The following is a 19,112-nucleotide window of genomic DNA, read 5'->3' as shown; positions in this document are numbered from 1 at the left end:
GCGCCGCGCGACGGCGCCGCTGTCGTTGTGGGGAGCACGCATGAAACTGATATTTGCCGGCACGCCGGAATTCGCCGCCGCCGCCTTGCGCGAGCTGATCGCCGCCGGGCATGAGATTCCGCTGGTGCTGACCCAGCCGGACCGTCCGGCCGGCCGCGGCATGAAGCTCAAGCCCAGCCCGGTGAAGGAAGTGGCGCTGGCGCATGGCCTGCGCGTGGAGCAGCCGGAAAAGCTGCGCGGCAACGCAGAGGCGCAGCAGATGCTGCGCGACATCGGCGCCGAGGTGATGGTGGTGGCCGCCTATGGCCTGATCCTGCCGCAAGACGTGCTGGAGATTCCCGCGCGCGGCTGCCTGAATATCCATGCCTCGCTGCTGCCGCGCTGGCGCGGCGCGGCGCCCATCCAGCGCGCCATCCTGGCGGGCGACACGGAAACCGGCATCACCATTATGCAGATGGATGTGGGCCTGGATACCGGCGATATGCTGAGCATCCATCCAGTGGCCATCGCCAGCGACGAAACCGCCGCCACGCTGCATGACAAGCTGGCCGCCTGCGGCGCGGCCGCCATCGTCGAGACGCTGGGCCGGCTGGACGCCATCGCGCCGCAAAAGCAGCCGGAAGAAGGCGTGACTTACGCCCACAAGCTGAGCAAGGCCGAGGCGGAGGTGAACTGGAACCTGCCGGCGGAAGAGGTGGCGCGCGCCATCCGCGCTTACAATCCGGCGCCGGGCGCCTTCACCACGCTTAACGGTGAGCCGCTGAAGCTGTGGCTGGCCAGCGCCGAGGCCGGCGCCGCCGAGCCGGGCGTGGTCGTGTCCGCCGATGCCGACGGCGTGCTGGTGGGCGCGGCGTCGGGCTTGGTGCGCATCGCCCAATTGCAGGCGGCGGGCGGCAAACGCTTGGCCGCGCGCGACTTCGTCGCCGGCAAGAGCCTGGCGGCGGGAACCCGGCTGGGCGTTTGACCCTCCAAGCATTTGATTAAGCGAAGATTGCGAGAGGGGAGCATGAACGACAACTGGCTGAAAACCACGGTGCTGATGGCGGCCATCATGGCCTTGTTCGCCTTGATCGGCGGCATGCTGGGCGGCAAGGGCGGCATGTTGCTGGCGCTGCTGTTCGGCGGCGGCATGAATGTGTTCGCCTGGTGGAATTCCGACCGCATGGTGCTGGCTATGTACAACGCGCAAGAGGTGGACGCCAATAGCGCGCCCGAATTCTACGGCATGGTGGCGGAGCTGGCGCAGCGCGCCGGCCTGCCGATGCCGCGCGTGTACGTGATCCATGAGGAGCAGCCCAACGCCTTCGCCACCGGCCGCAATCCGGAAAACGCCGCGGTGGCGGCCACCAGCGGCATCATGCGCATGCTCGACTACCGCGAGCTGCGCGGCGTGATGGCGCATGAGCTGGCGCATGTGAAGCACCGCGACACGCTGATCTCCACCGTTTCCGCCACTATGGCCGGCGCCATTTCCGCCTTGGCCAACTTCGCCATGTTCTTCGGCGGCCGCGATGAAAACGGCCAGCCGGTGGGCCTGCTGCCGCGCCTGGCGGTGGCTTTTCTCGCCCCGGTGGCGGCCAGCTTGATCCAGATGGCGATTTCGCGCGCGCGCGAATTCGAGGCCGACCGCGGCGGCGCCGAGATTTCCGGCGATCCCTTGGCCTTGGCGGCCGCGCTGCAGAAGATCGAGTATTACGCCCAGGGCATCACGATGCCCACCGCCGAGGCGCATCCGGAAACGGCGCAGATGATGATCATCAACCCGCTGTCCGGCGGAGGCGGCGTCGGCGACCTGTTCCGCACCCACCCGCACACTGAAGAACGCATCGCCCGCTTGAACGACATGGCGCGCGGCGTGTACTGAAACGATTATATTGGTATCAAACCCCGGCCAGTCCCGCGCGGACTGGCTTTGCTTTATCGAAAGACATTCCATGCATCAGATCCAGCAACTGGCCGCCGACATTCTGGGACGCGTCGAAGCCGGCGCCACGTTGACCGACTCGCTCGCCGAAGCGCAGCGCAGCCACGGCAAGCTCACGCCGCAGGAAAAGGGCGCCTTGCAAGACCTCAGCTACGGCAGCTTGCGCCATCTGGGCGTGTTGAACCATTGCCTGCGCCAACTGGTGCCCAAGCCGCTGCCGGAGCCGCAACTGGAACGCCTGCTGCTGGTGGCCTTGTACCAGCTGCAACATACCCGTGCCGCGCCCTACGCGGTGGTGAATGAGGCGGTCACCTCGGCCGCCGGCATTGCCCGCGGCAAGTTCAAGGGCCTGGTCAACGGCGTGCTGCGCAACTTCCAGCGCCGCCGCGAGGAAATCCTGGCCGCGGCCGCGAAAGACGCGATCGCCTCGGCCAACCATCCCGACTGGTGGGTGGCCAAGCTGAAGCTGGCCTATCCCGAGCAATGGGAGCAGGCGCTGGCGGCCAGCAACAGCCATCCGCCGCTGACCTTGCGCGTCAACCGCCGCATGGGCTCCGTAGACGGCTATCTGGCCAAGCTGGAAGCGGCGGGCCATCCGGCCTTGGCGCTGGGCGGCGACGCCGTGCAACTGGTGAAGCCGGTGGCGGTGCGCGAGCTGCCGGGCTTCGAAGACGGCGAAGTCTCGGTGCAGGACGAAGGCGCGCAGCGCGCCGCGCATTGGCTGGATCTCAAGCCCGGCATGCGGGTGCTGGACGCCTGCGCCGCGCCGGGCGGCAAGTCTGGCCACATGCTGGAGCTGGCCAATATCGAGCTGACGGCGCTGGACATCGACGCGGCCCGCCTGTCGCGGGTGGCGGATAATCTGGAGCGGCTGGGCCTGACCGCCGAGCTGCGCGAAGCCGACGCCGCCAAGCCGGACGCGTGGTGGGACGGCAAGCCCTTCGACCGCATTCTGGCCGACGTGCCATGCTCGGCCTCCGGCGTGGCGCGCCGCCATCCGGATATCAAATGGCTGCGCCGGCCGGGCGATTTCGCCGCCCTGGGCCGGCAGCAGGCGGCGATGGCGGACGCGTTGTGGCCGCTGCTCGCCAGCGGGGGCAAAATGCTATACGCTACCTGCTCGATTTTTCCGGAAGAAAACCGCCAGCAATTGGAGAGCTTCCTCAGGCGCCATCCCGATGCGGCCTGCCTGAAAGAGGAGCAACTGCTGCCCTGTGAGCGACATGACGGCTTCTATTACGCGTTGCTTGAAAAACATTAGCCTGGCGTTGGCCTTGCTGTGCTGCCTGTTCACGGCGGCGCAGGCCGACACCATCGCCTCGCGCCGCGCCGAGGCGGAAGTGATGGCCGACGGCACGCTGTCGGTCAGCACGCGCTTTCAGACCCGGCTCACCCCCAGCCTCAGCGACGCGCTGCAGCAGGGGGTGGTGTTGAGTTTCCGGCTGGAATTCCAGCTGACCAAACCCAGAACCACCGCCTATTACTTGTCGCTGAAGGAATGGTTTGATCCGCATGCCCAGCTGAGCTTCAAGCTCAGCTATCAGCCGCTGACCAGCCGCTACCGCGTCAGCATCGGCAGCCTGTCCAATTACTATTCCACGCTGCGCGAAGCTTTGGCCGCCATCGGCGCGATCCAGGGCTGGCGCGTGCTGAACAACGGCACGCTGGACCCGAAAAAGCCCGGCCAGGTGGCGGGGCAAGTGCGGCTGCTGCTGGATATCAGCGAACTGCCCAAACCGTTCCAGATGAACGCGCTCGGCTCCGATGACTGGAGCTTGCAGTCCGATTGGACGCGGCTGGAAGTCAAGGACGCCAATTGATGCGCTACGCCACCATCGCCCTGGCCACGGTCGGCACCATCCTGCTGTATCTGCTGGCCATCGCCACCGGCAACGCGTCCAAGCTTAACGATTACTACTGGTGGGTGTTCGGCCTGAACAGCCTGCTGCTGTTCTCCCTGCTCACCGTGGTGGGGCGGCAGCTGTGGCGCTTGCGCCAGCGGGTGAAAAACCGGGTGTTCGGCGCCAAGCTGACGCAGCGTCTGGCGCTGATGTTCGCCGGCGTGGCGCTGGTGCCAGGCTTGCTGGTGTTCACCGTGTCGGCGCAGTTTCTCACCCGCAGCATCGAGAGCTGGTTCGACGTGCCGGTGGAGGCCGCGTTGGACCGCGGCCTGGTATTGGGCCGCAATTCGCTCAATTACGTGCTGGAGGATGTGGCGCGCAAGGGCCAGTTGGTGAAGGACGAGGCGGAAACCTTGTCAGACAGCCGCTTGCCGGTGCGCCTGGAGCGCTTGCGCGAGCAGCTGGGGCTGAAGGAGATCGCCGTATTCAGCCGCGGCAGCGGCCAGTTGCTGGCTTTCGCCAGCAGTCCGGGCCGGCCCTTGCCCATGGCCTTGCCGCGCGAGGCCTTGAAGACGGTCAAGAGCCAGCAGCCGGTGAAAAGCATAGAAAACGACGTCAGCAGCGATCTGCAATTGCGCGTGCTGCTGGCCTATAGCGTGGCGAACGATTCCAGCCGGGTATTGCAGCTGATCCAGGCCGCGCCGGGCGACATTAGCCGCGATGCCGAGCAGATTGAAAGCGCGCGCTCCAAATACCGGCAATTGCTGCTGGCGCGGCAAGGCTTGCGCACCTTCTACATGCTGACGCTGGCCCTGGCGGTGCTGTTGGCGCTGACCGCCGCGCTGGCGGTGGCCTTGTTCCTGTCCGAGCGGCTGTCCGCGCCGCTGTCCGAGCTGGCCGCCGGCACCCGCGCGGTGGCGCAGGGCGACTTTTCCAAGCGCCATCCGGTGTATCGCCGCGACGAATTGGGCATGCTGACCACCTTGTTCAACCGCATGACCCAGCAACTGGATGAGGCGCGGCAGGTGGCGGACCGCAGCCGCGGCGAGCTGGAGGGCGGCAAGCTGTATCTGGAAAGCATTTTGGCCAACTTGTCGGCCGGGGTGCTCGCCTTTGGCCGCGACTGGCAGATCCGCGCCGCCAATACCAGCGCCTCGCGGATTTTGGGCGTGGAATTCGGACATTTGGCCGAACATCGCTTTCCGGATTGGCCCCAGGTGATGCCGGCGGTGGCGCCGCTGGTGGAAGCCACGCTGGAGCATACCGACAGCGATGTGGACAGCGACTGGCAGTCGCAACTGAGCTATCAGACCGCGCAGGGGGAACGCACGCTGCTGGTGCGCGGCGCGAAGCTGCCGGAGCACTCCAGCGACGGCTATGTGCTGGTGTTCGACGATATCACCGAACTGGCCCGCGCCCAGCGCGACGCGGCCTGGGGCGAGGTGGCCAAGCGGCTGGCGCATGAGATCCGCAATCCGCTCACCCCCATCCAGCTGTCAGCCGAAAGGCTGGCGATGAAACTCGCCGACAAGCTGGAAGGCCCGGATGCCGACATGCTGAAACGGGCCACCGACACCATCATCAAACAGGTGGGCGCGCTCAAGGGCATGGTAGAGGCTTTCCGCGATTATGCCCGCGCGCCGCGGATCAAACTGGTGAAACTTGACCTCAATCAGGTGATTCGCGAGGTCATGACTCTTTACGAATCCAATCCTGCTGTTAAGATTGCGCTGGAAGAGGAACCGCTGATGATCATGGGCGATGCCGCTCTGCTGCGCCAGGTGTTGCACAACCTGCTGCAGAACGCGCAGGATGCAGTCCTTGACGTTGGCATCCCGATGATTCAAATTAGCAGCCGACAAGAAGAAGGAAACGCGCTCGTTAGCGTCGAGGACAATGGCGCGGGCTTCGGCCCGGACATCCTCCGGCGCGCGTTCGAGCCCTATGTGACCAGTAAAGCCAAGGGGACCGGTCTGGGTCTGGCCGTGGTCAAGAAGATTATGGAAGAGCACCATGGTCAGGTAATACTGGGCAACGCCGAACAGCAAGGCGCGCGCGTCCTTCTTACCCTGCCATTGCTGGAGGCCTAATGCGTAGCAGCGATATTTTGATTGTGGACGACGAGATCGGTATCCGAGAACTGCTCTCTGAAATCTTGCAGGACGAAGGTTATACCGTAGCCTTGGCGGAAAACGCCGAGGTGGCCAGGCAATTGCGCAACCAGACGCGTCCCGCGCTGGTGCTGCTCGACATCTGGATGCCGGATTGCGACGGCGTGACCCTGCTGAAGGAGTGGGCCAAGTCCGGCTTGCTCAATATGCCGGTGGTGATGATGTCCGGCCACGCCAGCATCGACACTGCGGTGGAAGCCACCCGCATCGGCGCATTCGACTTCCTGGAGAAGCCGATCGCGCTGCAGAAGTTGCTCACCACCGTTCAGCGCGCGCTGAAATACGGCGATATGCAAGCCAATACCTCGCTGAACCTGGACAAACTGGGCCGCAGCGAGCCTATTCAGGAACTGAAGCGCCAGCTGGAACGGGTGGCCAAGGTCAAGTCGCCGGTGCTGCTGACCGGCGAGTCCGGCTCCGGCTTCGAACTGGTGGCGCGCTTTTTCCACCAGGGCAATACCCCGTGGGTGACGCCGGCCAAGCTGGAGCAACTGGCCGACGCGCCCTTGGAGCTGCTGCAGAAAGCCAATAACGGCGTGCTCTACCTGCCGGAAATCGGCCAATACAGCCGCCGGGTGCAGCAGGGCCTGCTGTTCCTGCTGTCCAAGCTGGATCGCTTCAATGTGCGCCTGCTCTGTTCCTGCAGCCGGCCGCTGCAGGAGCTGCTGGTGGACCCGGAGTGCGACAACCGGCTGCTGACCGCGCTGTCCAGCGTGATCGTGCCGATTCCGCCGCTGCGCGAGCATTCGGAAGACATCACCTTCATCGCCGAGCAGATTCTGGTGGAGCTGGTGGAATCCAAGCAGGTGCCGACGCGCAAGCTGACCACCGCCGCGCTGAACGCCATGCGCCAGTACGACTGGCCGGGCAATCTGGAACAGCTGCGCAGCATCATCAAGAGCCTGGCGCTGACGGCCGAGTCGGATGAAGTGGACGCCGCCGAAGTCAACAAGGTGTTGGCCCAGTTCCGCCATGAAAAACCGGTGGAGGAGTCGGGCTTCGACTTCAACATCCCGCTGCGCGAATTGCGCGAGCAGCTGGAGCGGCGCTATTTCGAGTACCACATCTCGCTGGAAAACGGCAATATGAGCCGGGTGGCGCAGAAGGTGGGCCTGGAACGCACGCACTTGTACCGCAAGCTCAAGCAGCTGGGCATCAAGTTCGCCCGCAAGGTGGCGGAGGAGTAAGGCAATACGCCTGATGCCGCGTTGCGGTAATGTTGGGTTTCGCTTTGCTCAGCCCAAGCTACGAGGCGCGCCTTGTCCCGGGTGTTTGGTACGGACGCCATCGCTTATCGACGCCAGCCTCAAGGCTGGCGTTTCGCATTTGGAGCATCACATGGAATTCGAGCGCGATCTCGACGACGAGGCGCTGCTGCGTTACAGCCGCCATATTCTGCTGCCGGAAATCGACATCGCCGGCCAGCGCAGGCTGCAGGCGTCGCGGGCGCTGATTGTCGGGGCCGGCGGCCTGGGTTCGCCGGTGGCCTTGTATCTGGCCAGCGCCGGGGTAGGCCGCATCAGCATCGTCGATGACGACACGGTGGAACTGTCCAATTTGCAGCGGCAGATCGCCCACGATACCGCCAGCCTGAAGCAGGGCAAGGCCGCTTCCGCCTCGCGGCGCATGCTGGCCTTGAATCCGTCCATCGAGGTCCGGCCCTTGGCCGAGCGTCTGTCCGGCGACCGCTTGCTGGAAGAGGCGGCGGCGCATGATCTGGTGCTCGATTGCAGCGATAATTTCGCCACCCGCCACGCGGTCAACCGCGCCTGCGTGGCGGCGCGGGTGCCGCTGGTGTCCGGCGCGGCGGTGCGCTTCTCCGGCCAGCTGGCGGTGTTCGACAGCCGCGATGCCGCTTCGCCGTGTTACCACTGTCTGTTTCCGGACGAGGGCGAGGCCAATGACGGCCCGTGCTCGACTTTCGGCGTGCTGTCGCCGCTGGTGGGGGTGATAGGCAGCCTGCAGGCGGCGGAGGCGGTCAAGCTGCTTGCCGGCATCGCGCCGGCTTTGGGCAAGCTGACCTTGTATGACGCGCTGGGCGGCAGCTTCAAGCAGATCCGCGTGCCGCGGGATCCAGCTTGTCCGGTGTGCGGGGGATTGTAGGGCGGAAGCCCGGCTTGCCGGGCGTTCCGCCTAGTAGGGTTTATTCTATTTGGCAGGCCTCGTGCCTGATCATCGGCGTTCCAGCCGCAAGCATCACATGCTACCGCCGAGTCTGATTGCATTGGGGTCAAGCATCGTGGGCATAGGTTTTTTGCTCGACATTGTGAACATGTCAGGAATTGAACTTGTGGGCCAGCTACGGAGAAACTGCCGAGGCCATTACAGTTTCTGCAATAGTTGGGAAAGCTGCGTTCGAACTCTTCTCGATCCATGTCGGCCTCCCGCATGTTAGATATCAAGTGGAATATAGAACACGTGGATGAGATGGTGTTTGTCCAGAGGCTTCCTAACTCAACTTGGTCAGCGCGGCTTGGCTTCGCCATCCCCGAGATTCACTCTAAGCGGTTTGGGTAATTTTATCAGGAGGTAAGCGCATCGCGGGTATGGCCTGCAGGCCAACCCGCGCTACGAGAGGGGGCTTAGAGGCGGAACGCCCCTGATTCCCTCGCGCCGCTACGCTTGCCGCGCTCGGTCAGGGGCTTCCGCCCTACGGCATGGATTACAGCTGCTGCTCGATCAGCTTGCGCACTTCGGCAAAGTTCATCACCCCGACGTAGCGCTTGATGATGTTGCCTTGCTTGTCGATCAGGAAGGTGGTGGGCGCCAGCTGGATGTCGCCGAAGGCCTTGGCCGTTTCGCCCTGGGTGTCCAGCGCGACGAAGAAGGGCAGCTGGTTCTTGGCGACGAAGCTTTGCACGTAGTTGGGCGGATCGTAGCTCATCGCCACCGCCACCACGTTAAGCCCCTTGCCGGCGTATTCTTGGTGCAGCTTTTTGATTTCCGGCATTTCCTCGACGCAGCCCGGGCAACTGGTGGCCCAGAAATTCACCAGCACCACCTTGCCTTTCAGTGCCGAGGTGGTGGTGGTGACGCCGCTCAGCGAGGTGAGCTTCACCTCCGGCGCGGGATTTCTCGAGAACAGCAGCGCGTAGGCGATGCCGGCCACGGCCAGCAGCGCCAGCGCGATGATCAAACCCTTCTTCATATTCCTATCCCGTGATGCGGTGCAGAGATCAGACCGCGTAGGCGGCCATCTGTTCCAGCTGTTCCTTCAAAGCGCCTTCCAGCGCGAGGGCCTTGTTCTGCTTGGCGTCGAAAATCACGAAGGTGACATCGGCCTCGGCCACGACCTTGCCGTTGGCCTCTTGCAGCACGCGCTGATGGATCACCGCGCTGCGGTTGCCTATGGACTTGACGCCGGTTTCGATCAGCAGCTCGTCGCCCATCAGCGCCGGTTGGCGATAGTCGATATTGATGTTGACAACCGCCAGCGCCAGACCGGATTTCAGAAAGTTGTCCAGGTTGCCTTGCGCCTCGAACAGGCTCCAGCGGGCTTCTTCCAGGAATTCCAGATAACGCGCGTTGTTGACGTGGCCAAACAGGTCCAGATGGTAGCCGCGAACCTTGATGCGAGTGTGATGCGCCATGTGTTTCCCCTCTTGGTGGTAGACAGCGTTAGTCGGCGCCGCCGTCGAGGTCGAGCGGCGAGAAGGCCTCGCGCTCGAGCGGCTCTTCGGCCAGATCGGTCAGCACCGGATGGATTTCCAGCTTGAACCATTGCTGGAACAAATTGGGCGTGAGCTTCTGCGGCCACAGGCTGGCGTCTTCGCACCAGTCGGCCAGCTCGGCTTCGAACAGCTGACGGTAGCGCGACAACACGAAATCGCGCGCGCTGTCGTAGTCGTCGGCTGCCGGAATCAGCATCGCATTGCAGTCCGCGCCCAGCATCTCCAGCGTCAGCTGCGGGTCGATGCCGCCGGGCAGGCTTTTGAGCCAGGCGAGAAACGGGCCCTGCGGGCGCAGCAGCGCCAGGCTGCGGTTGACTTCAAACATGATGCTTCCTTTCGGGCGGCGGACAAAGTGAATGGGCTTGATTCTACAGGAGCCGGCGGTGCCCGGCCCATCGCCGGCGCGTATTTCACATGTCCGTCGGCCAAGGTCAGTGACTCGACAAGAGATTGTCTCGGGTGAAGACGAATTTCTGGCTCAGGCGCAGCGAGGGGTAGCGTCCCGACAAGCCCGGCGGGAAAGGCGCGAAAGGCGAGGAGAGTTCGACCACGCGCTGCGCGGCCTCGTCCAGCACTTGGCTGCCGGAGGAGCGCGACACCCGCATGCCTTGCAGATTGCCGTCGGCGCTCAGCGTCACCTCCAGGGTGACCGAACCGTGCAGGCCCTGGCGTTTGGCTTCGGCCGGATAGTTCAAATTGCCTATCTTTTCGACCTTCAGGCGCCAGTCGGCCTGATAGCGGGCCCAGACATAGCCGCGCGCGGTGTCGCCCAGGCGGTTGCCGTCGCGGCCGGTTTCCTGGTTGCTGTCGATGGCGGCATTGTCGCCGGCCCTGGACAGCGCGCCGACCTGCGCCAGCAGCGAGCCGGTGTTGATATTGGATGGCGTCGGCGCGGCGACGGCGGGCGCGGGTTCGGAACGGGTAATGGGCCGCGCCGGCTGCGGCTCGCGTCCGGGTTCGACGGATTCGGTTTTTTCCTGGCGTTGCGGCGCGCTGCGGCTGAGCAGCTGTTTGGGGGCGGCGGTATTGCCGGAGCCTTGGTTGTCGCTATCCGCCAGCCTTTCCACTTTGGGCGGGGCGGGCGCGGGCTGGCGCTGCAATCGGATGCTGATCTGGTCATCGTTGGCCGGCGCTATCGGCGGGGCGGAAAAGCGGATGCCGGCAAGGCTGAGCAGGGAGAGGTGCAGCAATAGCGACACGCCGGCCATCAGCCACAGGGTGGCGTTGCTGGATGGAGAGGGGCGGGGTCGGTGCTGAAGGTCTGCCATGGCGTATTCCGGACTTTGCCGGAGTGTAGCATGTTCCCGGCGCGAAAACGCCGCGGCGGGGCGCGGCGTTCGGCTCGGTTTCGCGGCTTACTTTTCCAGCAGGCTGCGCAGCATCCAGGCGGTTTTTTCGTGCACTTGCAGGCGCTGGGTCAAGAGGTCGGCTGTCGGCTCGTCGCCGGCGCGCTCCACCACCGGAAACACGCTGCGGGCAGTGCGGCACAGGGTTTCGTGGCCTTCCACCAGCTGGCGGATCATGTCGTCGGCCTTGGGCACGCCGGAGGCTTCCGGAATGGCGGTCAGGCGGGCGTAGTCGGCATAGCTGCCTGGCGCGTAGTGGCCCAGCGCGCGGATGCGCTCGGCGACGGCGTCCACCGCCAGCGACAGCTCGTTGTACTGGGTTTCGAACATCAGGTGCAGGGTGTTGAACATCGGCCCGGTCACGTTCCAGTGGAAGTTGTGGGTCTTCAGGTACAGGGTATAGCTGTCCGCCAGCAGGCGAGACAGGCCATGGGCGATTTCCTGGCGGTCTTGCTCATTGATGCCGATATCCATATCTAAGCTCCAGTTTGCGGCGGTGCTGCCTGGCCGCGTTTTGAACTACACTCTCCGTTTTTGACGGAAAATGGCGATGAAACCCTGGTTGACCTGCCGCGACGGCGCGGTGCGGCTGACCCTGCATGTCCAGCCCGGCGCGAAGAAAACCGAGCCGGCCGGCGAGCATGGCGATTGCCTGAAGATCAGGCTAGCGGCCCCGCCGGTGGACGGCAAGGCCAACGCCGCTTTGCTGGCTTGGCTGGCGGACCGCTTTGATGTGGCCAAGCGCGATGTCGTTTTGCTCAGCGGCGACAAGAACCGCCACAAGGTGGTGGAAATCGCCTGCGCGCTGGATGAAGCCGCGGTGCTGGGCTTGTTTCAGCTTCAGTGAAGCCGGCGGTCGGTCGGCTGCGTTTCGTCCACCCGGCTATACTCGCCTTCGATGATGTCGCTGCCGCCATTCTGGCCGGCCGGACCCATGGGGCCCATCGGGCCGGCGGCGCGGCCGCCCAGCGAGATGTCCGGTCCCTTGAAGGGCAATAGCAGCAAGATGGCGAACACGTCGCTCAACAAGCCGGGCAGCAGGAACAGCAAGCCCGCCAGCGCATAGCGCAGCGGCCACAGCAGAGAGTACAGCGAGACCTTGTCGCCCTGGCGCATCACGCTGCCCAGCGTCAGCAAGGCGCCGAGCTTCTGGTTGCGCAGCATCCACAGGCCCAGCAAGGACGATAGCATCACCAGCAGGAAGACGGCGAAACCGCCGATGCGGCCGGCCAGCGCCACCAGGGTGGCGATTTCGGCGAAAGGGTAGAGCAGCAACAGCAAAGGGAGTGCGCGCATCTTGAATTCTTTTCCATCTGAACAATGTTTACTGGTGATCAGCAACGCGCCGGACGCGGATAGCGCCGCCCGGCTGGCCGAGGCCTTGGTGGCCGAGCGCCTGGCCGCCTGCGTCAACATCCTGGCGCCGTGCCGCTCAGTGTACCGCTGGCAGGGCCGGGTGGAACAGGCGGAGGAGGTGCCGCTGCTGATCAAAACCACCGAGGGCGTTTATCCGGCGCTAGAGGCGCGGCTGACGGCGCTGCATCCTTATGATGTGCCGGAAATCGTCGCCCTGCCGCTATCGCGCGGTTTGCCCGCTTACTTGAGATGGGTATCGGAGCAGACGCTTTCAAGCGCCGATGGCGGATAAATTCGCCAGCGGGTAGGACAAGGCCTCCGGGCGCGCGTTCCCGGCTGTAACAGCATACGATAATTTTTTTGCGTAACAGCTTGACTGGACTGAAGGGTTTCATTATAGTTGCGAGCTCTCGTTGGGTCGTTAGCTCAGTTGGTAGAGCAGCGGACTTTTAATCCGTTGGTCGCAGGTTCGAGTCCCGCACGACCCACCAGAGAAAACTTGATAGAATAGCAGCATGTCCCGGACGGGTCGTTAGCTCAGTTGGTAGAGCAGCGGACTCTTAATCCGTAGGTCGAGTGTTCGAGTCACTCACGACCCACCATCCTCAAGACATGCGCGCCGTACCTTGTGCGGGTCGTTAGCTCAGTTGGTAGAGCAGCGGACTTTTAATCCGTTGGTCGCAGGTTCGAGTCCCGCACGACCCACCAGTCAAGTTTGCCTCGCAGTTCCGTGCAGTTTCGGGATGGGTCGTTAGCTCAGTTGGTAGAGCAGCGGACTCTTAATCCGTAGGTCGAGTGTTCGAGTCACTCACGACCCACCAGCCCTCCTGCACACACTCCGCATTGCGTTACGATGGGTCGTTAGCTCAGCTGGTAGAGCAGCGGACTCTTAATCCGTAGGTCGAAAGTTCGAATCTTTCACGACCCACCATCCCTCAAATGCGCAGAACCCTCGGGTCGTTAGCTCAGTTGGTAGAGCAGCGGACTTTTAATCCGTTGGTCGCAGGTTCGAGTCCCGCACGACCCACCAGAATTTTGCATCAGGCCTGGCTTTACGCCGGGCCTTTTGCTTTTCCCTCTCCGAAACGCGCTTCCTTTTGGCATGAAATGGCCTCCGCGACCGTTTTCATTGGCCATTTGACCTGTTCATTGCAAATAGAAATCGTTATCATAATCATTTGCATCGCTGCGCGATGCTTGCAAGACAGGAAAAGAATATGAGCGCTGTTGCCGAAACTACCCGCACCCAGGATCTGAAAGCCCGCACCCACGCCACCCACGACCAGCTGGATCAGCGCATCATGGCCAACCAGCCCTTCGCCAGCCGCGATAACTACGCGCGCTTCCTGGATGCGCAATACCGCTTTCTGCGCGATGCCGACGCGCTGTACGACAACCCGGAACTGGCCAAGCTGTTCCCGGACCTGGCCGAGCGCCGCCGCTATGTCAGCATCGCCGCCGACATGGGCGATCTGGGCCGCGCGCTGCCGCAACTGGCCGAGGCGCCGATCAGCAGCCAGCTGGACGTGGCCACCGCCATGGGCTGGCTCTACGTGGTGGAGGGCTCCAAGCTCGGCGCAGCCATCCTGTACAAGCTGGCCAACAAGCTGGGTCTGGATGAGAAGTTCGGCGCCCGCCACTTGGCCGGCCATCCGGATGGCCGCGCCCGCCATTGGCGCGCCTTCACTTCGGCGCTGGATGGCCTGATGCTGGACGAGGAATCGGAAGCCCGCGTCACTGCCGGGGCCGTATCCGCCTTCGCCTGCATGAACGCGCATCTGGATCAGGTGTACGCTTGAACGAAGCCCGTCATCCCGCCGTGCGCTGGCTGTATCTGGCGGGCGGCTGCCTGATGGTGGCCTTGGGCGTGATCGGCGCCGTGTTGCCGGTGATGCCCACCACCATCTTCCTGATTCTGGCGCTGGCTTGTTTCAGCAAGTCGTCGCCGCGGCTGGAAGCCAAGCTGCTGGCGCATCCCAAGTACGGTCCGGGCCTCAGGCGCTGGCGCGAGCAGCGCGTGGTGCCGGTCAAGGCCAAGTGCTTCGCCGCTTTCGGCATGGGGATAGGCTTTGTCGCCTTGCTGCTGTCCCGGCCGCCGCACTGGGTGCCGTGGCTGGTGGCCGCGATCGAGCTGTCTGTGCTGGTGTATTTGCTGAGCCGGCCTTCGCGGCCGGCCTAGCCTTAGCGGACGACCAGCGTCATGTGTTCGGCGATCGGCCCCAGCGCCAGCGCCGGCAGATAGGTCAGCGCCGTCACCAGCACGATGGTGGCGATCAGCAGCAGCACAAACATCGGGCCGTGGCTGGGCAGGGTGCCGGCGCCGGGGGCGCGGCGCGGTTTGCCGGCCAGCGAGCCGGCCAGCGCCAGCACCGGCACGATCACGCCGTAACGGCCAAACCACATGGCGATGGCCAGCATGATGTTGTAGAACGGCGTGTTGGCCGACAATCCGCCGAAGCCGCTGCCATTATTGTTGGCACCGGAGGTGTAGGCATACAGCACTTCGCTCAGGCCATGGGCGCCGGGATTGCCGAGTCCGGCCAAGCCGGCGGCGGTGCTGACGCTGATCGCCGACTGCACCAGAATCAGAATCGGCACCAAGAGCAGCACGATGGCCATCATCTTGGTTTCGAACGCCTCTATCTTCTTGCCCAGATACTCCGGCGCGCGGCCTATCATCAGGCCGACGATGAACACCACCAGAATGGCGTGGATCACGATGCTGTAGATGCCGGCGCCGGGGCCGCCGAACACCACTTCGCCGGTCTGCATCAACACCATCGGCACCATGCCGCCTATCGGCATGAAGGAATCGTGCATGGCGTTGACCGCGCCGTCGCCGGAACTGGTGGTCACCGCCGCGAACAGGCCAGAGCCGGCGGCGCCGAAACGGACCTCCTTGCCTTCCATATTGCCGCCGGTCTGATGCGGGCCGAAGGCCTGATCCACCATGTGGGCAGGCAGCAGCGGATTGCCCATCTGTTCCTGGTTCATGCACACCGCCACGCCCAGCGTCATCATCAAGCTCATCGCTGCGACGATGGTCCAGCCCTGGCGCGTGTCGCCGACCATGCGGCCGAAGGTGTAGCACAGGCCAGCGGGCAGGATCAGCAGCGTCAGCATTTCCAGGAAATTGCTCAGCGGCGTCGGGTTTTCATAAGGGTGGGCGGAGTTGGCGTTGAAGAAGCCGCCGCCGTCGCCGCTCATGATCTTGATCGGCTCTTGCGAGGCGACCGGTCCCAAGGCGAGGAACTGCTGCTTGCTGCTCAGTTGCTGCATCTGCGGCTGGCCATGTGCATCCTTCACCGGATTGCCGGCCTTGTCCAATAGCGGCACGCTGTAATGGGTAGTATCCAGCGTGTGGGCGTTAATGCCCGCGCTCAAGGTTTGCGGCATGCCTTGCTGGACGAAGATCATCGCCAGCGCGAAAGACAGCGGCAGCAAAATGTAAAGCGTGGCGCGGGTCAGGTCCACCCAGACATTGCCCAGCGTTTTGCCGCTCTGGCGGGTGAGGCCGCGCACCAGCGCCATCATCACGGCGATGCCGCTGGCTGCGGACAGGAAGCTTTGCACATTGATGCCCATCATCTGCGACAGATGGCTGAGGGTGGTTTCGCCGGCATAACCCTGCCAGCTGGTGTTGCTGACGAAGCTGACGGTGGTGTTGAAGGCGGTGTCGGGGCCGACGGCGCCGAAGGCTTGGGGATTGAAAGGCAGCCAGGCTTGCCAGCGTTGCAGAAAATAGAGGAAGAGCGCGCCGATGAGTTGGAACAATAGCAGATGGATGGCATAGCGTTTCCAGTCCATCTCCTCTCCCGGGTCCACCGCCGCCAAACGGTATAAGCGCCGCTCCAGCCAACGGCCGGGACGGCCCAACAGCGGCGGTTGGCCCTCCATCGCCCGCTGCATATAGATGCCGGCCGGTTTGATCAGCGCCAGCAATACCAGCAGGAAGGGCAGATATTGCCAAAGTGCGTGTATCAGCATGTCTTCTCTCGCATTCACGGAAGTTTGGGCGGGGAGGGGCTAGGCCTTCCCCTTTTCGGCCCTCACTGTAGGCAAGCCGATATCAAAGTCCGCTAAGAATGTGGCGAGGCGATGTAAGAATGTCATCAATAGGCGGGATGCCGCATAATCGCGCTATCTTGCATAGCAAAGGGGACTCGCGATGAAGATCGCATTGAGAGGGGCCGCGCTGTTGGCGGCGCTGGCGGGCGCTTCGGCGTGGGCGCAAACCGCGGATGAGCAATTGCTGTCCGCGCAAATGGCATTCCAGCAGGCGCAAGGTCAGGATCGGTCGACTGAGGCCAAGGTCAAGGAGGCGGAGAGCGCCAAGCAATTGGCGGAGCAGCGCCTGGCGGGCGCGCAGGCCGCGCTGGACAAGGCTACTGCCGATCTTGCCGCAGCCAACGCGGCGCGCGATGCGGCCCAGCAAACGCTGAAGCAGGCGACGGACAGCCTGAATCAGGCGTGGCAGCGCAAGGACAGCGGCCAGTAGTCCAGGGGCGGCCCAGCGGCGGCGGAGGGTTTCCGCCACGCCGGAACGGACAGGCCGGTGTCGTCCTCGCGCCGTGGCGGCGGGACTTGTCCGGCCATCCAGCTGGTCAGTCGTTGACGCCGTATTCGGCGCGATAGGCGCGCACCGCGTCCAGGTGGGCGGCCAGTTCCGGGCTGTGCTCCAGGAAGCCCAGCAGGTCTTTCAGCGTGGCGATGGCTACCACCGGCAGGCCATGTTGCTGCGCCACTTCCTGCACGGCGGACAGTTCGCCCTGGCCGCGCTCCATGCGGTCCAGCGCGATGGCCACGCCGGCCGGTTCGGCGCCGGCGGCGCGGATCAGCTGCACCGATTCGCGCACCGAGGTGCCGGCGGAGATCACATCGTCTATGATCAGCACCTTGCCCTTCAGCGGCGCGCCGACCAGGGTGCCGCCTTCGCCGTGGTCCTTGGCTTCTTTGCGGTTGTAGGCGAAGGGCACGTTGCGGCCTTGTTCGGCCAGCGCCATGCCGGCGGCGGCGGCCAGGATGATGCCTTTATAGGCGGGGCCGAACAGCATGTCGAACTCGACGCCGCTCGCCTGGATGGATTGGGCGTAGAAGCGCGACAGCTTCAGCGTGGACAGGCCGTCGTTGAACAGACCGGCATTGAAGAAGTACGGCGACTTGCGGCCGGCCTTGGTGATGAACTCGCCAAACTTCAAAACTTGCATGTCCAGCGCAAAACGAATGAAATCCTGACGGAAATCGCTCATCATTCCTCCTTCTTGAATCGTTAACTGTTTGAACGGCTGAAAAAATCGCCGCAAGCATAGCACGGGAGACACCATGCTTCGTATCGTTTCCGCCAACCTGAACGGCATCCGCTCGGCCGATAAAAAGGGTTTCTTCGATTGGCTGGCCACCATCCAGGCCGATTTTGTCTGCGTGCAGGAGCTGAAAGCGCAGGCCGGCGACCTGTCGGACCGGATGCGCAATCCGGACGGCCTGGCCGGCTATTTCCATTATGCGGAGAAAAAAGGCTATAGCGGCGTCGGCGTCTATACCCGCCATCAGCCGGATGCGGTGGTGGAAGGGCTGGGCGTGGACTGGATCGACGCCGAGGGCCGTTTCCTGCAGCTGGATTTCGGCAAGCTGTCGGTGATCTCGCTGTATCTGCCGTCCGGCTCCAGCAGCGACGAGCGCCAGCAGGTGAAGTTCGACTTTCTGGACGTGTTCATGCCGCACCTGGAAAAGCTGAAAGCGGAAGGCCGCGACATCGTTATCTGCGGCGACTGGAACATCGCTCACAACGAGATCGACCTGAAAAACTGGAAGGGCAATCTGAAGAATTCCGGCTTCCTGCCGGAAGAGCGCGCCTGGATGACCGACTTGCTGGGCCGCGTCGGCTGGCGCGACGTCTGGCGCAATCTGTACCCGGAGGCGCCCGGCTACACCTGGTGGAGCAACCGCGGCCAAGCATACGCCAAGGATGTGGGCTGGCGCATCGATTACCACATCGTCACGCCGTCGTTGATGGAGTTGGCCGAATCGTCCAGCGTCTACAAGGATGAAAAGTTCTCCGACCACGCGCCGCTGATCGTCGATTACCGCCGGCCCCTGTGATGTGGGACGACGATGATGTCGTATTGCTGACGGCGCCGGGCTGGGGCAATTCCGGCGACGCGCATTGGCAGAGCCGCTGGGAGCTGACCTACCCTTTGGCGCGTCGGGTTGTGCAGCAGGATTGGCTGTATCCGGCGCGAGAGGCGTGGGTGGCGGGCTTGTCCGCCGCTATAGCCGATATTCCCGGCCGGCTGGTCATCGCCGCGCACAGCCTGGGCTGCCATGCGACGGTGGCCTGGCTGCTGCAGGCGTCTCTGGCGGAGCAGCGCCGGGTGAAGGGCGTGTTGCTGGTCGCGCCGCCGGCTTTGCCTATCTTGCCGGAAACCGCCCGCGCCGGCGGCGAGCTGCCCGAGGGCGCGCCCTTGCCGGATTTCGCCGGTTTCGAGGCGGCTTATCCGCATACGCTGCCAGTGCCTGCCATCGTCGCCGCCAGCCAGGACGATCCCTATTGCGGCTTGGCCGAGGCGAAACGGATGGCCGAAGCCTGGGGCGCGCAGTTTTGCGACGCCGGCCGCTGCGGCCATATGGGCAGCCTGGCGGGACTGGGCAGTTGGCCGACGGGACAAAGCCTGCTGCAGCGATTGATTCTAGGGTAGGGCGGAAGCCCGGTTTTACCGGGCGTTCCGCCATGGCTGGGCACGGAGCGGGATAGCACATGATGGAGGATGGCCCCGCAGGCGGGGCATCCGCCCTACGAGCGATTT

General features: G+C 63.9%; 22 protein-coding genes and 6 tRNA genes. 20 read left to right on the top strand and 8 right to left on the bottom strand.

The window, feature by feature from the left end:
* Positions 1-40: 40 nt before the first annotated feature.
* The 7 genes from fmt (at position 41) to NKT35_RS05140 (ending at position 8,039) form a co-directional block, all read left to right on the top strand.
* Positions 41-964 (top strand): methionyl-tRNA formyltransferase, encoded by a 924-nt coding sequence (fmt, locus tag NKT35_RS05170; RefSeq protein ID WP_254299472.1) that lies wholly within the window; start codon positions 41-43, stop codon positions 962-964.
* Between the two features lie 42 nt (positions 965-1,006).
* Positions 1,007-1,864: a zinc metalloprotease HtpX gene (gene htpX, locus NKT35_RS05165; protein ID WP_254299470.1), complete on the top strand. Its 858-nt coding sequence runs from the start codon at positions 1,007-1,009 to the stop codon at positions 1,862-1,864.
* A 70-nt stretch (positions 1,865-1,934) separates the two neighbouring features.
* Entirely contained in the window at positions 1,935-3,185 is a 1,251-nt protein-coding gene (gene rsmB, locus NKT35_RS05160; RefSeq protein ID WP_254299468.1) for a 16S rRNA (cytosine(967)-C(5))-methyltransferase RsmB, read from the top strand.
* Positions 3,172-3,744 carry a DUF4390 domain-containing protein gene (locus tag NKT35_RS05155; RefSeq protein WP_254299466.1) on the top strand — a complete coding sequence of 191 codons (573 nt, stop codon included), beginning with the start codon at positions 3,172-3,174 and terminating at the stop codon, positions 3,742-3,744. The genes rsmB and NKT35_RS05155 overlap by 14 nt, the downstream gene beginning before the upstream one ends.
* Complete coding sequence (locus NKT35_RS05150) at positions 3,744-5,855, top strand: sensor histidine kinase (protein WP_254299464.1); 2,112 nt, start codon at positions 3,744-3,746, stop codon at positions 5,853-5,855. The genes NKT35_RS05155 and NKT35_RS05150 overlap by 1 nt, the downstream gene beginning before the upstream one ends.
* Positions 5,855-7,123 (top strand): sigma-54-dependent transcriptional regulator, encoded by a 1,269-nt coding sequence (locus NKT35_RS05145; protein WP_254299461.1) that lies wholly within the window; start codon positions 5,855-5,857, stop codon positions 7,121-7,123. The genes NKT35_RS05150 and NKT35_RS05145 overlap by 1 nt, the downstream gene beginning before the upstream one ends.
* Positions 7,124-7,274: 151 nt before the next feature.
* Positions 7,275-8,039 carry a HesA/MoeB/ThiF family protein gene (locus tag NKT35_RS05140; RefSeq protein ID WP_254299459.1) on the top strand — a complete coding sequence of 255 codons (765 nt, stop codon included), beginning with the start codon at positions 7,275-7,277 and terminating at the stop codon, positions 8,037-8,039.
* Positions 8,040-8,598: 559 nt separating this feature from the next.
* Here NKT35_RS05140 and NKT35_RS05135 read toward each other — a convergent pair.
* From NKT35_RS05135 to NKT35_RS05115, 5 genes are all read right to left on the bottom strand, one after another.
* The gene (locus NKT35_RS05135; RefSeq protein ID WP_254299457.1) at positions 8,599-9,084 is read right to left on the bottom strand and encodes a TlpA disulfide reductase family protein; all 486 of its coding nucleotides are present in this window, start codon (positions 9,082-9,084) and stop codon (positions 8,599-8,601) included.
* A 28-nt stretch (positions 9,085-9,112) separates the two neighbouring features.
* On the bottom strand, positions 9,113-9,526 hold the full coding sequence (locus NKT35_RS05130) for an acyl-CoA thioesterase (RefSeq protein WP_254299455.1): 414 nt from the start codon (positions 9,524-9,526) through the stop codon (positions 9,113-9,115).
* A 28-nt stretch (positions 9,527-9,554) separates the two neighbouring features.
* Positions 9,555-9,932, bottom strand: coding sequence for a VacJ (locus NKT35_RS05125; RefSeq protein ID WP_254299453.1), 378 nt, complete (start codon positions 9,930-9,932; stop codon positions 9,555-9,557).
* A gap of 106 nt (positions 9,933-10,038) precedes the next feature.
* On the bottom strand, positions 10,039-10,875 hold the full coding sequence (locus tag NKT35_RS05120) for an energy transducer TonB (protein WP_254299451.1): 837 nt from the start codon (positions 10,873-10,875) through the stop codon (positions 10,039-10,041).
* A gap of 87 nt (positions 10,876-10,962) precedes the next feature.
* Positions 10,963-11,427: a Dps family protein gene (locus tag NKT35_RS05115; protein ID WP_254299450.1), complete on the bottom strand. Its 465-nt coding sequence runs from the start codon at positions 11,425-11,427 to the stop codon at positions 10,963-10,965.
* A gap of 76 nt (positions 11,428-11,503) precedes the next feature.
* Here NKT35_RS05115 and NKT35_RS05110 point away from each other — a divergent pair, with 76 nt between their 5' ends.
* Positions 11,504-11,800 (top strand): DUF167 domain-containing protein, encoded by a 297-nt coding sequence (locus tag NKT35_RS05110; RefSeq protein WP_254299443.1) that lies wholly within the window; start codon positions 11,504-11,506, stop codon positions 11,798-11,800.
* Here the strand turns inward: NKT35_RS05110 and NKT35_RS05105 are convergent.
* Positions 11,794-12,249, bottom strand: coding sequence for an FxsA family protein (locus tag NKT35_RS05105; protein ID WP_254299441.1), 456 nt, complete (start codon positions 12,247-12,249; stop codon positions 11,794-11,796). The genes NKT35_RS05110 and NKT35_RS05105 overlap by 7 nt on opposite strands.
* Before the next feature lies 1 nt (position 12,250).
* On the opposite strand from NKT35_RS05105, the gene cutA reads away from it, so the two are divergent.
* The 9 genes from cutA (at position 12,251) to NKT35_RS05060 (ending at position 14,488) form a co-directional block, all read left to right on the top strand.
* Complete coding sequence (cutA, locus tag NKT35_RS05100) at positions 12,251-12,601, top strand: divalent-cation tolerance protein CutA (RefSeq protein ID WP_254299439.1); 351 nt, start codon at positions 12,251-12,253, stop codon at positions 12,599-12,601.
* Positions 12,602-12,724: 123 nt separating this feature from the next.
* A tRNA-Lys gene (locus tag NKT35_RS05095) sits at positions 12,725-12,800 on the top strand.
* A 35-nt stretch (positions 12,801-12,835) separates the two neighbouring features.
* Positions 12,836-12,911, top strand: a tRNA-Lys gene (locus NKT35_RS05090).
* Positions 12,912-12,941: 30 nt separating this feature from the next.
* A tRNA-Lys gene (locus NKT35_RS05085) sits at positions 12,942-13,017 on the top strand.
* A gap of 37 nt (positions 13,018-13,054) precedes the next feature.
* A tRNA-Lys gene (locus NKT35_RS05080) sits at positions 13,055-13,130 on the top strand.
* 34 nt (positions 13,131-13,164) lie between these two features.
* Positions 13,165-13,240: transfer RNA gene (locus NKT35_RS05075), tRNA-Lys, on the top strand.
* A gap of 23 nt (positions 13,241-13,263) precedes the next feature.
* A tRNA-Lys gene (locus NKT35_RS05070) sits at positions 13,264-13,339 on the top strand.
* Positions 13,340-13,526: 187 nt separating this feature from the next.
* Positions 13,527-14,108, top strand: coding sequence for a biliverdin-producing heme oxygenase (locus NKT35_RS05065; RefSeq protein WP_254299438.1), 582 nt, complete (start codon positions 13,527-13,529; stop codon positions 14,106-14,108).
* A complete protein-coding gene (locus NKT35_RS05060) occupies positions 14,105-14,488 on the top strand; it encodes a YbaN family protein (RefSeq protein WP_254299436.1) in 384 nt (127 codons plus the stop codon). The genes NKT35_RS05065 and NKT35_RS05060 overlap by 4 nt, the downstream gene beginning before the upstream one ends.
* A 2-nt stretch (positions 14,489-14,490) precedes the next feature.
* Here the strand turns inward: NKT35_RS05060 and kdpA are convergent, their stop codons facing one another.
* Positions 14,491-16,296, bottom strand: a complete 1,806-nt coding sequence (gene kdpA / locus NKT35_RS05055) for a potassium-transporting ATPase subunit KdpA (RefSeq protein WP_254299435.1) — start codon at positions 16,294-16,296, stop codon at positions 14,491-14,493.
* Between the two features lie 181 nt (positions 16,297-16,477).
* On the opposite strand from kdpA, the gene NKT35_RS05050 reads away from it, so the two are divergent.
* Positions 16,478-16,807, top strand: coding sequence for a hypothetical protein (locus NKT35_RS05050; protein ID WP_254299434.1), 330 nt, complete (start codon positions 16,478-16,480; stop codon positions 16,805-16,807).
* Positions 16,808-16,913: 106 nt separating this feature from the next.
* Here the strand turns inward: NKT35_RS05050 and pyrE are convergent, their stop codons facing one another.
* Positions 16,914-17,558 (bottom strand): orotate phosphoribosyltransferase, encoded by a 645-nt coding sequence (pyrE, locus tag NKT35_RS05045; protein WP_254301347.1) that lies wholly within the window; start codon positions 17,556-17,558, stop codon positions 16,914-16,916.
* Positions 17,559-17,631: 73 nt separating this feature from the next.
* Here pyrE and NKT35_RS05040 point away from each other — a divergent pair, with 73 nt between their 5' ends.
* Positions 17,632-18,408: an exodeoxyribonuclease III gene (locus NKT35_RS05040; protein WP_254299432.1), complete on the top strand. Its 777-nt coding sequence runs from the start codon at positions 17,632-17,634 to the stop codon at positions 18,406-18,408.
* On the top strand, positions 18,408-19,004 hold the full coding sequence (locus tag NKT35_RS05035) for an alpha/beta hydrolase (protein WP_254299431.1): 597 nt from the start codon (positions 18,408-18,410) through the stop codon (positions 19,002-19,004). The genes NKT35_RS05040 and NKT35_RS05035 overlap by 1 nt, the downstream gene beginning before the upstream one ends.
* Positions 19,005-19,112 lie beyond the last annotated feature (108 nt).

This window comes from Chromobacterium sp. IIBBL 290-4 (assembly GCF_024207115.1).
In the GTDB taxonomy this organism is placed as follows: domain Bacteria; phylum Pseudomonadota; class Gammaproteobacteria; order Burkholderiales; family Chromobacteriaceae; genus Chromobacterium.
Note: the sequence above shows the minus strand (reverse complement) of the source record. Positions and strands in the feature narration are given on the sequence as shown.